Raw genomic sequence first — 14,119 nt, forward strand, 5'->3', positions numbered from 1 at the left:
CGAGATTACCCGCCTGCTGCTTTCCGATACTTGCGGATTTTCTGTCTTACTCAGCACAGAAAACAGGCGCTACGCGCAGGCCGGGGATTATACGGACTCTGAGGCAAAGCGCAAGGATCCTGCGGGGATCCTAACGCATGGATCATGATCCGGCTCACCGCTGATCCACGAGATTACGCCTATTCTTATACACTTGTCGCATGATGCGAGTAGGGTGTGGGTAACTCGCGCGGGCGTCGGCGTTGCAATAAGAAGAGCCTGTGGATAAAAAGGATCAAAACTGCGACTGAGGGGAAGATCTCTCGCGTGGTTTAGGTTATGATCCGCCGTCCTGCGGTCGATCCAGGTGTCGGGATCGACCGTAGTCACGCTCTTTCCATGCGTGATACTTTCAGGCATTCCTGCGCCCGCGTAAGGAAAGACGGTGCCTAAAATCATGAGTAATAACCGACGTCCTGTTTCTTTTCCTGGATTTGTATCTTGTTCGAGTGGAGTCCGCCGTGTCACTTTCGCTTTGGCAGCAATGTCTTGCCCGTTTGCAGGATGAACTACCTGCCACAGAATTCAGTATGTGGATACGCCCGTTGCAGGCGGAATTGAGTGACAACACGCTGGCGCTTTATGCCCCCAATCGTTTTGTGCTGGATTGGGTTCGAGATAAATATTTAAATAATATCAATGGATTGCTGAACGATTTTTGTGGAATGGATGCGCCGCTGTTGCGTTTTGAAGTCGGTAGCAAACCGGTTTCTGCAGTACCTGTTTCATCGGTGGGAAACAGTATTACTGCGCCGGTGCCGCAGGTTCGGGCTGCTTCGTTAGTGCGGCCCAGCTGGGATACTCAATCGGTGCCGACGGAGCACACCTATCGTTCCAATGTGAATCCAAAACATACGTTCGACAATTTCGTCGAGGGTAAATCCAACCAGTTGGCTCGCGCAGCTGCGCGCCAAGTGGCGGATAACCCAGGCGGCGCCTATAACCCGCTGTTTCTTTATGGTGGAACCGGCCTGGGTAAAACCCATCTGTTGCATGCGGTAGGCAACGGCATCATGGCGCGCAAACCGAATGCTAAAGTGGTTTACATGCATTCCGAGCGTTTTGTGCAGGACATGGTGAAAGCGTTGCAGAACAACGCGATTGAAGAGTTCAAACGCTATTACCGCTCGGTGGACGCGCTGCTGATCGATGACATCCAGTTTTTTGCCAATAAAGAGCGTTCGCAGGAAGAATTTTTCCACACCTTTAACGCCCTGCTTGAAGGTAATCAGCAGATCATTCTGACTTCAGATCGTTATCCGAAAGAGATCAATGGGGTGGAGGATCGCTTGAAATCCCGCTTTGGTTGGGGATTAACCGTGGCGATCGAACCGCCCGAGCTGGAAACCCGTGTAGCGATCCTGATGAAAAAGGCTGACGAGAATGATATCCGTCTGCCGGGCGAAGTGGCGTTTTTCATTGCCAAACGCCTGCGTTCCAATGTGCGCGAACTGGAAGGCGCGCTGAACCGTGTGATTGCCAACGCCAATTTTACCGGCCGGGCGATTACTATCGATTTCGTGCGTGAAGCGCTGCGCGATTTGCTGGCGTTGCAGGAAAAACTGGTCACTATCGACAACATCCAAAAGACGGTGGCGGAATACTATAAGATCAAAGTAGCGGATCTTTTATCCAAGCGCCGTTCCCGTTCGGTGGCGCGCCCGCGCCAGATGGCGATGGCGCTGGCTAAAGAGCTCACTAACCACAGCCTGCCGGAAATCGGTGATGCGTTTGGCGGCCGTGACCATACCACTGTGCTGCATGCTTGTCGTAAAATTGAGCAGCTGCGTGAAGAAAGTCACGACATTAAAGAAGATTTTTCCAATTTAATCCGGACCTTATCGTCATAACATCATGAAATTTATTGTTGAGCGCGAGCATCTGTTAAAACCGTTGCAACAGGTCAGCAGCCCGCTGGGTGGCCGGCCGACGCTGCCGATCCTGGGCAATCTGTTGTTGCAGGTCAGCGAAGGACGATTGTCGCTGACGGGTACCGATCTTGAAATGGAAATGGTGGCGCATGTAACGCTGACGCAGCCGCATGAGTCGGGTGCCACCACTGTCCCGGCCCGCAAGCTGTTCGACATCTGCCGTGGCTTGCCGGATGGCGCCGAAATCACCGTTACGCTGGAAGGCGATCGGATGCTGGTGCGTTCCGGGCGCAGCCGTTTTTCCCTTTCCACGTTACCGGCATCGGATTTTCCCAATCTGGATGACTGGCAGAGCGAAGTGGCTTTTGAATTACCGCAGGCGACATTGAAACGGTTGATCGAAGCCACGCAATTCTCGATGGCGCATCAGGACGTGCGTTACTACCTCAATGGCATGCTGTTCGAAACCAGCGGGGACGGGTTGCGTACTGTGGCGACCGACGGTCATCGTCTGGCGGTGTGCTCGATGCCGGTAGGGCAGCCGTTGCCGTCCCATTCGGTGATTGTTCCGCGCAAAGGGGTGATGGAGTTGGTGCGTCTGCTGGATGGCGGCGAAACGCCATTACAGTTGCAGATTGGCAGTAACAATATTCGCGCCCACGTCGGCGATTTCATTTTCACATCCAAACTGGTGGATGGCCGTTTCCCGGATTACCGCCGCGTACTGCCGAAAAATCCGGACAAAACGCTGGAAGCCAGCTGTGATCTGCTGCGGCAGGCTTTTGCCCGCGCGGCGATTTTGTCGAATGAAAAATTCCGCGGTGTACGCTTGTACCTGAACCAGAACCAGTTGCGCATTACCGCCAACAACCCGGAACAGGAAGAGGCGGAAGAGATTCTTGATGTGGAATACGACGGCACCGAAATGGAAATCGGATTCAACGTCAGTTATGTACTGGATGTGCTGAATGCCTTGAAATGTGAGGACGTTCGCATGTTGTTGGCTAATCCGGCTTCCAGCGTGCAGCTTGAGGATTGCGCCAGCCAGGCCGCGGCCTACGTTGTGATGCCGATGCGTCTGTAATCAAGGTTTGCACCCGCCTGATGTTACACGCCGCGCCATTGGGTGCGGCGTGTTGTTATCGGGCATTGAGGGCAACTCCGTCCGGCATGGGCTACAAATCAGGCAAAATGGTTGTGATATGGCGTTGACCCGTCTTCTTATCCGCGATTTTCGTAATATCGAATCGGCCGATCTGGCGTTGATTCCCGGCTTCAATTTTCTGGTAGGCGCCAACGGCAGCGGCAAGACCAGCGTGCTGGAAGCCATCTATACGCTGGGTCACGGCCGTGCGTTTCGCAGCATTCAGGCGGCCAGAGTGATTCGCCACGATCAGGCGGAATTCATCCTGCACGGTCGAATTGCCGGTGCTGAGCGGGAACGAAGCGTAGGGCTTAGCAAAAACCGCGACGGCGATAGCACGGTACGTATTGACGGCAGTGACGGCCATAAAGTGGCGGAGCTGGCGCAGCTGCTGCCGATCCAACTGATCACGCCGGAAGGGTTCACCTTGCTCAACGGCGGCCCCAAGTATCGACGGGCTTTTCTGGACTGGGGCTGCTTTCATAACGAAACCGGTTTTTTCATCGCTTGGAGCAACCTCAAAAGGCTGTTGCGCCAGCGCAACGCCGCCTTACGTCAGGTAAGCCATTACGGCCAGCTGAGGGCGTGGGATCAGGAGTTGGTACCGCTGGCGGAACGCATCAGCCAGTGGCGCGCCGAGTACAGTGCCGCCATCGCGGCGGATATTGCCTCCACCTGCGCCCAGTTTTTGCCGGAATTTTCTCTGAGTTTTTCCTTTCAACGCGGCTGGGATAAAGAGAGCGATTACGCCGAATTACTGGCGCGCCATTTTGAGCGCGACAGGCAGTTGGGGTACACCGCGCTGGGGCCGCACAAAGCGGATTTTCGCATTCGCGCCGGCGGCGTGGCGGTCGAGGATATGCTGTCTCGCGGTCAGCTCAAGTTGTTGATGTGTGCCCTCCGATTGGCGCAGGGCGAATTCCTCACCCGACAAAACGGGCTGAAGTGCCTGTATTTGATCGATGACTTTGCTTCCGAGCTGGATAGTGCCCGCCGTCGCCTGCTTGCTGAGCGGCTCAAAGCCACGCAGGCTCAGGTGTTTGTCAGTGCGATTGTCGCTGAGCAGATTAGCGACATGGTGGGCGAAAATGGCAAGATGTTCCGCGTGGAACAGGGTAAAATAGCCGTTCAATCACAGGACTAAATGAGCGAGAAACGTTGATGTCGAATTCTTATGACTCCTCAAGTATCAAGGTATTAAAAGGACTGGATGCGGTCCGTAAACGCCCGGGGATGTATATCGGTGATACGGATGACGGAACGGGTCTGCATCATATGGTATTCGAGGTGGTGGACAACGCTATCGACGAAGCGCTCGCAGGCTACTGTAAAGATATTGTCGTTACTATTCATGCTGATAACTCTGTATCGGTGCAGGATGACGGTCGTGGTATTCCTACCGGCATTCACGAAGAAGAGGGCGTCTCCGCTGCCGAAGTCATCATGACGGTGCTGCATGCGGGCGGTAAGTTCGACGATAACTCCTATAAAGTTTCCGGCGGTCTACACGGCGTGGGGGTGTCGGTGGTGAACGCCCTGTCCGAGAAATTGGAACTGGTGATCCGCCGCGAAGGCAAACTTCATCGTCAGGAATACAAGCATGGCGAGCCGCAGGCACCGCTGGCTGTCATCGGCGATGCCAGTACCACCGGCACCACAGTGCGCTTCTGGCCGAGCCTGGAAACCTTCACCAACGTGGTCGAGTTTGAATATGACATTCTGGCCAAGCGCCTGCGTGAATTGTCGTTCCTCAACTCCGGCGTATCCATTCGTTTGCGTGACGAGCGTGAAGAAAACAAGGCCGACCATTTCCATTATGAAGGCGGTATCAAGGCGTTCGTTGACTATCTGAACCGCAACAAAACACCGATCCACCCGCAAGTGTTCTACTTCAGTGCTGAAAAAGACGGTATCGGCGTGGAAGTTGCCATGCAGTGGAACGACGGTTTTCAGGAAAATATCTACTGCTTCACCAACAATATTCCGCAGCGTGACGGGGGGACTCACCTGGCCGGCTTCCGTGCCGCCATGACTCGCACGCTAAATAACTACATGGAGAAGGAAGGCTACAGCAAGAAAGCCAAAGTCAGCGCCACCGGCGATGATGCGCGTGAAGGGCTGATTGCCGTGGTGTCGGTGAAAGTGCCGGATCCGAAATTCTCCTCCCAGACCAAAGACAAACTGGTGTCGTCCGAAGTGAAATCGGCGGTGGAATCGCTGATGAACGATCGGCTGGTGGATTACCTGATGGAAAACCCCAGCGACGCCAAAATTGTGGTCGGCAAAATCATTGATGCCGCTCGCGCCCGCGAAGCGGCGCGCAAAGCGCGTGAAATGACGCGCCGTAAAGGCGCGCTGGATTTGGCGGGGTTGCCGGGCAAACTGGCGGATTGCCAGGAGCGCGACCCGGCGCTGTCCGAACTCTACCTGGTGGAAGGGGACTCCGCAGGCGGCTCCGCCAAGCAGGGGCGTAACCGTAAGAATCAGGCCATTTTGCCGCTGAAAGGGAAAATCCTGAACGTGGAGAAAGCGCGCTTCGACAAGATGCTCTCCTCGCAGGAGGTGGCGACGCTGATCACTGCGCTGGGTTGTGGTATCGGTCGCGACGAGTACAACCCGGATAAATTGCGGTATCACAGCATCATCATCATGACCGATGCCGACGTCGACGGTTCCCACATCCGCACGCTGTTGCTGACGTTCTTCTATCGCCAGATGCCGGAAATCGTCGAGCGCGGGCATGTGTTTATCGCGCAGCCGCCGTTGTACAAGGTGAAGAAGGGCAAGCAGGAGCAGTACATCAAAGATGACGAGGCGATGGATCAGTACCAGATCATGCTGGCGCTGGACGGCGCGACGCTGCATACCAACGCCCATGCCCCCGCGTTGGCCGGCGAGCCGCTGGAGAAACTGGTGGCCGAGCACTATGGCGTACAGAAACTGATCGATCGCCTGGAGCGTCGTTATCCGAAAGCGTTGTTGAACGCATTGGTCTACCAACCGGCGTTGACGGAAACGTTGCTGAAGGACAGGGCGCAGGTGCAGCAGTGGATCGAGACGCTGGTCAATCATCTGCATGAGCAGGAACAGCACGGCAGCGCTTACAGTTTCGTCATCCGCGATCTGCCGGAGCGTCATGAGCCGGTGTTGCGTGTGCGTACCCATGGTGTGGATTCCGATTATGCGTTGGATCTGGCGTTTGTGCAGGGTAATGAATATCGCAGAATCAATCAGTTGGGTGAAAAACTACGTGGCTTGATCGAAGACGGCGCATTCATTGAACGCGGCGAGCGCAAACAGCCGGTGGTCAGTTTCGAACAGGCGCTGGAATGGTTGACCAAAGAGTCACGCCGCGGTTTGGCGATCCAGCGTTACAAAGGGTTAGGTGAAATGAACCCGGAACAGCTGTGGGAAACCACCATGGATCCGGAAAGCCGCCGCATGTTGCGGGTGACGGTGAAAGACGCCATGGCCGCCGATGAACTGTTTACTACGCTGATGGGCGACGCCGTCGAACCGCGCCGCGCCTTTATCGAGGAAAACGCCCTGAAAGCGGCGAATATTGATATTTGATTGCTCGCTATCATGTTGAAAAACCCGCGTTAATCGCGGGTTTTTTATTACCGACGGAAAACCACGTCCTTTGGGTGTGGTGCTCATCAACGGGTTTGGCTCTGCCTTCTTGCCTTTGGTTTTAAATCTCACTGAGCTGGCGGAGACTTTTTAGTATTCCCCCCCCAGAGCGCGATCAATGCCGATTTCTATGAGGACGGACGGTTACTCTGTTGCCAACGCCCGGCGTTTGGCGCTACGCAGCTCCTGATCCAGCGCCATAACTGCGGTAATCACCATAAAGATCACCGCCGCCCAGAAAATAGCGGATGGATGTCCCTGATCCAACAACCAGCCGAATACCACCGGGCCACCGGCGCCGCCGATGTTGAAACCGGTAGTGACGATGCCGAACACCCGGCCTTCCGCACCGGCCGGCGATACCGCGCGTACCAGCATATCTCGTGATGGTGCGATGATGCCGGAGAGGAAACCTGCCACACCCAAAATCAGGATGGTCGCCGGCGACGGCAGTGGGTAGACCGCCACGACGGCGACCAGCACCGCCGTTATCACCAATGAACCAGTAGCGACCAGCCCATGATGCCGGGTTTTGTCCGCCAGCGAACCGCCTGCCAGCACGCCGAAGGCGCTGGTAAACAGGAATGCGGTCAACGCCATATTGGCTTGCGTTAGCGGCATGCCGTAGCCGTTCACCAGCGCGGTAACGGAGAAGTTCTGGATTGAGTTAGTGCTGAGGTTGAGCAGCATAAACAGGATTAGCAGTACCAACACAGGCAGCGTGAAGACACTGGCGCGGGATGCGGTGGCGTTTTTACGGTTGGCGGCCGTGATCGGCGCTTCGCGCTCGCTCAGCAACAGGGGAACTGTCAGCAGCCCCACGACGCCGGCCAGCGCAAACGCGAGTTCAATGTGGGTGATGGATGCCACCGACAGCAGAATAGCCGGGGCCACCGCGGTACCGAGAAAACCGGAAAAGGTGTGAATCGAAAAGGCACGGCCCATGCGATTTTCCGCAATTCCGCGTGACAACAGGGCGTAATCCGACGGGTGATAAACCGCGTTGGCAAGCCCGGCTAGCGCCATGGCGATAATCATCCAGGCATAACTGGTAAACAGGCTGAGCGACAGAAAACACAAGCTGCCCAGCGTCAGACCGGCGATCAGCGTGCGGCGTGGGCCGATGCGATCGACGGCGAAGCCGATCGGCGTTTGCACCAGTGCTGAAACCACATTGAACACGCCCAGCGCGACGCCGATTTCCACATAGCTGATGCCGCGCTGCGCTGAGATTAGCGGCATCAGCGCCGGCAACACCATCATGTGGAAATGACTCACCCAGTGGGCGGAGGAAACCTGTGCCAGTAATGGTAGCTTTTTCATTTTGTTATATTTTTCAGGATGTGATTGTGGGATGCATCGGCTGGCTGATAAAGGCAGCGATAAGCCTAACATATCGGTTGAAATATTAGCCGTCTACCTTTTTATCCCGCCTCGCGAGTGCGGGCCGCTTGCCCACAACTCGGATACGAGCAAGGCATCGGGCGGCGTGTCGGTCAAGTGAATGCAGAGAGGCATCGCATCTGGGAGCGACCGCCAACGGCCGCTCAGGAGGAAGAACGCGGTCAGGCGACAGGCAGATAAAAATCGAAGCGGTGGCTTTTGGTTTCCAGCGCGGACTGAGCAGGGAGGCCCGCCAGCGGCGGGGCGTAATCGGGCCGTTTGACCACCACCCGTTTACGCGCAAGGCGTCGGGCGGGCGCCAGCAGAGCATCGGCGTCATCGTCGGCGCCGACCAGCGTCTGGAATACCCGCATCTCCTTTTTCACCAGTGCGCTTTTTTGCCGGTGGGGAAACATCGGATCCAGGTACACCACATCCGGCGGCGGTGTAATATCCGCCAATGCATCAATGCTGGACGCATGCAGCAGCGTCAGCCGTTCGCGCAGCCAACCGCCGATCTCGGCGTCCTGATAGCCGCGTTGCAGCCCATCGTCCAATAAGGCCGCGACGACCGGGTGGCGTTCCACCATGCGTACCCGGCAGCCAAGCGACGCCAGTACGAAAGCGTCGCGGCCCAGCCCGGCAGTGGCGTCCACCACATCCGGCAGGTAATCCTTTTTGATGCCCACGGCTTTAGCGACTGCTTCGCCGCGTCCGCCGCCAAAACGACGGCGGTGCGCCATGGCGCCGGAGGCGAAATCTACGCTGATGGCGCCGAGCCTGGGTTCATCTCGCTTGCGCAGTTCCAGGCGTTCCGGCGTCAGCACCAGCGCCAGCGCCGATGCGGGATCATCGTCCAGACCCCAGCGCCGGGCCAGCATTGCCAGCACCTCGGGGTCGGCGCCGGCTTCGGTCAACAAACCAATTTTCATGCCTGAATGCCGTAATGTTCCAGCATCGCGTCTAGTTTGGGTTCACGGCCGCGGAAGCGTTTGAACAACGCCATCGGTTCTTCGGAACCGCCGCGGGACAGGATATTTTCCAGGAACGACTGCCCGGTATCACGGTTGAATATGCCCTCTTCCTCAAAGCGGGAGAACGCATCCGCCGCCAGCACGTCGGCCCACAGGTAGCTGTAGTAACCCGCCGCGTAACCTCCGGCGAAAATATGGCTGAAGGAGTGCGGAAAGCGATTCCATTCCGGGCTTCTCACCACGGAAACTTGAGCTTTAACATCGGCTAATGTCGCCAGCACCTGTGCGCCTTGCGCCGGGTTGTACTCGGCGTGCAGGCGGAAATCGAACAGGCCGAACTCCAGCTGGCGCAGAATAAACAACGCCGCCTGATAGTTTTTCGCCGCCAGCATTTTGTCCAGCATCTCTTTCGGCAGCGGCTCGCCGGTTTCGTAGTGGCCGGAGATGAATGCTAGCGCGTCCGGCTCCCAGCACCAGTTTTCCATGAATTGGCTCGGCAGTTCGACCGCGTCCCAGGGTACGCCGCTGATACCCGCGACGCCGGCGGTATCGATACGGGTCAGCATATGGTGCAAACCGTGGCCGAATTCATGGAACAGCGTGATGACCTCGTCATGGGTGAACAGCGCTGGCTTGCCGTTGACGGGACGGTTGAAGTTGCAGGTCAGGTAAGCGACCGGTTTTTGCACGTCGCCGTCGGCTTTGCGCAGCCGGCCAACGCAGTCATCCATCCAGGCACCGCCGCGCTTGTTCTCGCGGGCGTAAAGATCCAGATAGAAACTGCCCAGCAGCTCGCCGTCTTCAGCGAACAGATCGAAAAAACGAGCCTCCGGATGCCAGACATCCACGCCGGTGCGCTCTTTAGCGGTGATGCCGTAGATGCGGTTCACCACCTCGAACAGGCCCGCCAGCGCACGCGCTTCTGGAAAATAAGGGCGCAATTGTTCGTCGCTAATGGCGTACAGATGCTGCTTCTGCTGTTCGCTGTAGTAGGTGATGTCCCACGGGTTCAGCTCATCGACGCCGTAGTGTTCTTTGGCGAAAGCACGCAGCTGCGCCAGTTCTTTTTCCCCCTGCGGACGGGCGCGTTTGGCCAGGTCGGCCAGGAAATCCAGCACCTGCTGCGGGTTCTCCGCCATTTTGGTGGCCAGTGATTTATGGGCGAAGCTGTCGAAGCCCAGTAACTGCGCCAGTTCGTGACGCAATGCTAGCGTCTCCGTCATGATGGCGCTGTTGTCCCATTTGCCGGCGTTCGGGCCCTGCTCGGAGGCACGGGTCACATAAGCGCGATACAGCTCTTCGCGCAGCGCCTGATTGGCGCAATAGGTCATCACCGGTAGATAACTGGGGATATCCAGCGTCAGCAGCCAGCCCTGTTGCTCTCTGGCTTCCGCCTGCGCTTTGGCCGCGGCCAACGCGCTTTCCGGCAGCCCTTCCAGCTCGGCGACATCGGTGATCAGCTTGCTCCAGCCCATGGTGGCGTCCAGCACGTTATTGCTGAATTGCGATGCCAGTTCGGACAGACGGGCGGCGATTTCGCCGTAGCGCTTCTGTTTTTCCGGCGGCAACCCGATGCCCGATAACTCGAAATCACGCAGGGCGTTATCCACCGCTTTTTTCTGCGCCACGCTTAGGCTGGCGTAGTGAGCGCCGTCGCGCAGTTCGCGATAGGCGCGATACAAACCAGCGTGTTGGCCGACCCAGGTACTGTATTCGGACAGCAGCGGCAGGCACTGTTCGTAGGCTTCACGCAATTCCGGGCTGTTTTTAACCGCATTCAGGTGGCTGACTGGCGAGAAGATGCGCCCGAGTCGATCGTCGCTTTCCGCCAGCGGCTGACACAGATTGTCCCAGGTGAAGGGCCCCGATTGCGCCACTACGCGCTCGACGGCGCTGCGGCAGTCATCCAGCGCGGCTTGCACGGCGGGAACGATATCTTCGGTTTTAATGTGGGAAAACGGCGGCAGGGTAAAGGAGGAAAGCAATGGATTGGTCATGGCACAGTCCTGAATGGTAATGATGATGACTTAACATGAGGGGTATCCAGGGGAAAATCAATGGTTGAGGGCACAACAGGATCACCGGCGCCGGAAAAGCCGTCATCAACGCGAATACAGTGCGTTATGCGTACTGGTCGTAGCCGTCATAGAAGGATTGCACCAGCGTCGGCTGCTGAACGTCGGTGAAGAACTCCGCGACGATATCCCGCCGCAACCCGTAACGGCGGCTGAGCTGGCCGGCTTCGAACGCCGCTCGCAGCCTGCCGCATAGGCCAGCGCGCTGATGGGCGTAACCGCAGACGTAACCACGCCGGAAATCGTCGCAGTAGCGCCGGATATCGTGGTCGGATAAAGGGCCGCTGGCGTTCAGCCCGGCCAGAATGCCATCGCCAAAGTGGTTTTTCATGTGCGTGTATCCGCTGCAAATCGTTATGTAGTTAATTATATAACCAAGTGCGGCGGAAATGGCAGTCGTGCGTGGTGCGACGGGCCATTTGTCATGATGAACGGGTGATTTCAGCACGGAGCGTTTATACTGTGCCGTCCTGTGCTTTTATCGGAAAACCGACTTTATGCTGAGTTATCGCCACAGTTTCCACGCCGGCAACCACGCCGACGTGCTGAAACACACTGTTCAGAGCCTGATCATCACCGCGCTGAAAGAAAAGGAAAAACCGTTTCTCTACCTCGACACCCATTCCGGCGCAGGGCGTTATCAGCTACACGGGGAACATGCCGAGCGCACGGGCGAATATCGCGAGGGCATCGGTCGGATCTGGCAGCGTGATGATATCCCGGCGGAGATGGAAACCTATCTGCAGGTGGTTCGTTCCTATAATTCCGGCGGGCAATTGCGCTATTACCCCGGCTCGCCGTTGATTGCCCGTCAGCTGCTGCGCGAGCAGGACACGTTGAACTTGACGGAACTGCATCCGACGGATTTCTCGCTGCTGCGTCAGGAATTTGCGCGAGATGACCGCGCCCGCGTAGTACGCGAGGACGGTTATCTGCAGTTGAAATCCCGCCTGCCGCCCGCCGCCCGCCGTGGTGTGATTTTGATTGATCCGCCGTATGAGTTGAAAACCGATTATCAGGCGGTGGTGGATGGCATCCAGGAAGGATACCGACGTTTTGCCACCGGCGTATATGCGCTGTGGTACCCGGTGGTACTGCGTCAACAGATCAAACGTCTGTTAAAGGCGCTGGAAGAGACCGGTATCCGCCGTATTTTGCAGATTGAACTGGCGGTGCTGCCGGACAGCGATCGCCACGGCATGACCGCTTCCGGCATGATTGTCATCAACCCGCCGTGGAAGCTGGAAGCGCAGATGAAAAGCCTGCTGCCGTGGCTGCATCAGGTGCTGGTGCCGGAAGGTACCGGCCATACGCGGGTGGAGTGGGTAGTGCCGGAGTGATCGGTTGCTGCGACCGGGTAAGTCTCGCTGCATCATGCGCGAAGCCGGTTACAACCCGTTTTGCCTATCGCGCGCTTTTTCAACACTGTTGCGATAGGCTACGCATTTGTACACACAATCCCGGTGCCTCTCTTTGCTGGAAGTGAAACACCGGCGTTACACTTTACGTCACCTATTTCACATGAGCGTGGATCCCGATGACCAAACACTATGATTATCTCGCCATTGGCGGCGGCAGCGGCGGTATCGCTTCTATCAATCGAGCGGCGCTGTATGGAAAGAAATGTGCGCTGATCGAGGCAAAACATTTGGGCGGCACCTGCGTCAACGTAGGGTGTGTACCGAAGAAAGTGATGTGGCATGCCGCACAAATCGCCGAGGCAATTCACCAGTACGGCCCAGACTACGGTTTTGACGTTACCGTTAATCGGTTTGACTGGAGTACGTTGCTGAAAAACCGTAGCGCTTACATCGACCGTATTCATCAGTCCTACCACAACGTGCTGGGCAAAAATCAGGTGGAAGTTATTCGCGGGTTCGCTCGTTTCATTGATGCGCATACGGTGGAAGTCAACGGTGAACGTATCACCGCCGACCATATTCTGATCGCCACCGGGGGACGCCCGACGCGCCCGGAGATTCCCGGCGCAGAGTACGGTATTGATTCCGATGGATTCTTTGCATTGCAGGCCCAGCCTGCTCGCGTAGCGGTAGTGGGGGCAGGTTATATCGCCGTTGAAATCGCCGGGGTGCTGAAGGCGCTGGGGTCTGAGGTTCATTTGTTTGTGCGTAAACACGCGCCGTTGCGCCAGTTCGATCCGCTGATTGTGGAAACGCTGGTGGAAGTGATGAATACCGAAGGCCCGACGTTGCATACCGAATCCATCCCTAAAGCGGTGGTGAAAAATGCCGATGGCAGCCTGACGCTGCAACTGCAAAACGGCCATGAGCAAACCGTCGACTGCCTGATTTGGGCCATCGGTCGTGAGCCGGCGACGGATAACCTAAACCTCGACGCGGCGGGCGTGGCGCGCAATGCGCAGGGGTATATTCCGGTGGATAAATTCCAAAATACCAACGTACCGGGTATTTATGCCGTGGGCGATAATACCGGCGCGGTCGAGCTGACGCCGGTGGCGGTGGCGGCCGGGCGTCGGTTGTCGGAACGGTTGTTCAATAACAAGCCGGGCGAATATCTGGATTACAGCAACATCCCGACCGTGGTATTCAGCCATCCGCCGATCGGCACGGTGGGCCTGACTGAACCGCAGGCGCGCGAGCAGTACGGCGATGATCAGGTCAAGATCTACAAGTCTGCCTTTACCGCCATGTATACCGCCGTGACGCAGTACCGTCAGCCGTGCCGCATGAAGCTGGTATGCGTGGGGCCGGAAGAGAAGATTGTTGGTGTGCACGGCATTGGTTTTGGCATGGATGAAATCCTGCAGGGCTTTGCGGTGGCGGTGAAAATGGGCGCGACCAAGCAAGATTTCGACAACACGGTGGCGATTCACCCGACCGCGGCGGAAGAATTTGTTACTATGAGGGGTTAATGTAGAAAACCCACCTACACACGTTCGTACTGTAGAAAAAATGATAGGCCAGAGCTTCGTTTTCTGGCCTATCATTTATCGACTCATAGATACACTGTCTCTTCTAA

10 protein-coding genes are annotated in these 14,119 nt (G+C 56.8%); 6 read left to right on the forward strand and 4 right to left on the reverse strand.

Annotated features, from left to right (window positions below):
- Positions 1-500: 500 nt before the first annotated feature.
- The 4 genes from dnaA (at position 501) to gyrB (ending at position 6,627) form a co-directional block, all read left to right on the forward strand.
- Positions 501-1,889, forward strand: coding sequence for a chromosomal replication initiator protein DnaA (dnaA, locus tag HEP82_RS00310; protein WP_192456266.1), 1,389 nt, complete (start codon positions 501-503; stop codon positions 1,887-1,889).
- A gap of 4 nt (positions 1,890-1,893) precedes the next feature.
- Positions 1,894-2,994: a DNA polymerase III subunit beta gene (gene dnaN, locus HEP82_RS00315; protein ID WP_192456267.1), complete on the forward strand. Its 1,101-nt coding sequence runs from the start codon at positions 1,894-1,896 to the stop codon at positions 2,992-2,994.
- A gap of 118 nt (positions 2,995-3,112) precedes the next feature.
- Entirely contained in the window at positions 3,113-4,198 is a 1,086-nt protein-coding gene (gene recF, locus HEP82_RS00320) for a DNA replication/repair protein RecF (protein ID WP_192456268.1), read from the forward strand.
- 17 nt (positions 4,199-4,215) lie between these two features.
- Positions 4,216-6,627 (forward strand): DNA topoisomerase (ATP-hydrolyzing) subunit B, encoded by a 2,412-nt coding sequence (gene gyrB, locus HEP82_RS00325; protein WP_192456269.1) that lies wholly within the window; start codon positions 4,216-4,218, stop codon positions 6,625-6,627.
- A gap of 204 nt (positions 6,628-6,831) precedes the next feature.
- Here gyrB and HEP82_RS00330 read toward each other — a convergent pair whose 3' ends face one another.
- From HEP82_RS00330 to HEP82_RS00345, 4 genes are all read right to left on the reverse strand, one after another.
- Complete coding sequence (locus HEP82_RS00330) at positions 6,832-8,010, reverse strand: MFS transporter (RefSeq protein ID WP_192456270.1); 1,179 nt, start codon at positions 8,008-8,010, stop codon at positions 6,832-6,834.
- Positions 8,011-8,252: 242 nt separating this feature from the next.
- Entirely contained in the window at positions 8,253-9,002 is a 750-nt protein-coding gene (gene rsmJ / locus HEP82_RS00335) for a 16S rRNA (guanine(1516)-N(2))-methyltransferase RsmJ (RefSeq protein WP_192456271.1), read from the reverse strand.
- Positions 8,999-11,041, reverse strand: coding sequence for an oligopeptidase A (gene prlC / locus HEP82_RS00340; protein WP_192456272.1), 2,043 nt, complete (start codon positions 11,039-11,041; stop codon positions 8,999-9,001). Before prlC ends, rsmJ begins: the two co-directional genes overlap by 4 nt.
- A 124-nt stretch (positions 11,042-11,165) precedes the next feature.
- Positions 11,166-11,450 (reverse strand): DUF2623 family protein, encoded by a 285-nt coding sequence (locus HEP82_RS00345; protein ID WP_012763653.1) that lies wholly within the window; start codon positions 11,448-11,450, stop codon positions 11,166-11,168.
- Between the two features lie 166 nt (positions 11,451-11,616).
- Here HEP82_RS00345 and HEP82_RS00350 point away from each other — a divergent pair, with 166 nt between their 5' ends.
- On the forward strand, positions 11,617-12,459 hold the full coding sequence (locus tag HEP82_RS00350) for a 23S rRNA (adenine(2030)-N(6))-methyltransferase RlmJ (protein ID WP_192456273.1): 843 nt from the start codon (positions 11,617-11,619) through the stop codon (positions 12,457-12,459).
- A 197-nt stretch (positions 12,460-12,656) separates the two neighbouring features.
- Entirely contained in the window at positions 12,657-14,012 is a 1,356-nt protein-coding gene (gene gorA / locus HEP82_RS00355; RefSeq protein WP_192456274.1) for a glutathione-disulfide reductase, read from the forward strand.
- Positions 14,013-14,119: the final 107 nt, after the last annotated feature.

This window comes from Musicola keenii (genome assembly GCF_014855505.1).
GTDB classification, from domain to species: domain Bacteria; phylum Pseudomonadota; class Gammaproteobacteria; order Enterobacterales; family Enterobacteriaceae; genus Musicola; species Musicola paradisiaca.

Excerpts from the sequence above, each read along its gene's own strand:
- dnaN (WP_192456267.1), top strand. The coding sequence starts at position 1,894 with ATGAAATTTATTGTTGAGCGCGAGCATCTGTTAAAACCGTTGCAACAG.
- recF (WP_192456268.1), top strand. The coding sequence starts at position 3,113 with ATGGCGTTGACCCGTCTTCTTATCCGCGATTTTCGTAATATCGAATCG.
- gyrB (WP_192456269.1), top strand. The coding sequence starts at position 4,216 with ATGTCGAATTCTTATGACTCCTCAAGTATCAAGGTATTAAAAGGACTG.
- HEP82_RS00330 (WP_192456270.1), bottom strand. The coding sequence starts at position 8,010 with ATGAAAAAGCTACCATTACTGGCACAGGTTTCCTCCGCCCACTGGGTG.
- rsmJ (WP_192456271.1), bottom strand. The coding sequence starts at position 9,002 with ATGAAAATTGGTTTGTTGACCGAAGCCGGCGCCGACCCCGAGGTGCTG.
- prlC (WP_192456272.1), bottom strand. The coding sequence starts at position 11,041 with ATGACCAATCCATTGCTTTCCTCCTTTACCCTGCCGCCGTTTTCCCAC.
- HEP82_RS00345 (WP_012763653.1), bottom strand. The coding sequence starts at position 11,450 with ATGAAAAACCACTTTGGCGATGGCATTCTGGCCGGGCTGAACGCCAGC.
- HEP82_RS00350 (WP_192456273.1), top strand. The coding sequence starts at position 11,617 with ATGCTGAGTTATCGCCACAGTTTCCACGCCGGCAACCACGCCGACGTG.
- gorA (WP_192456274.1), top strand. The coding sequence starts at position 12,657 with ATGACCAAACACTATGATTATCTCGCCATTGGCGGCGGCAGCGGCGGT.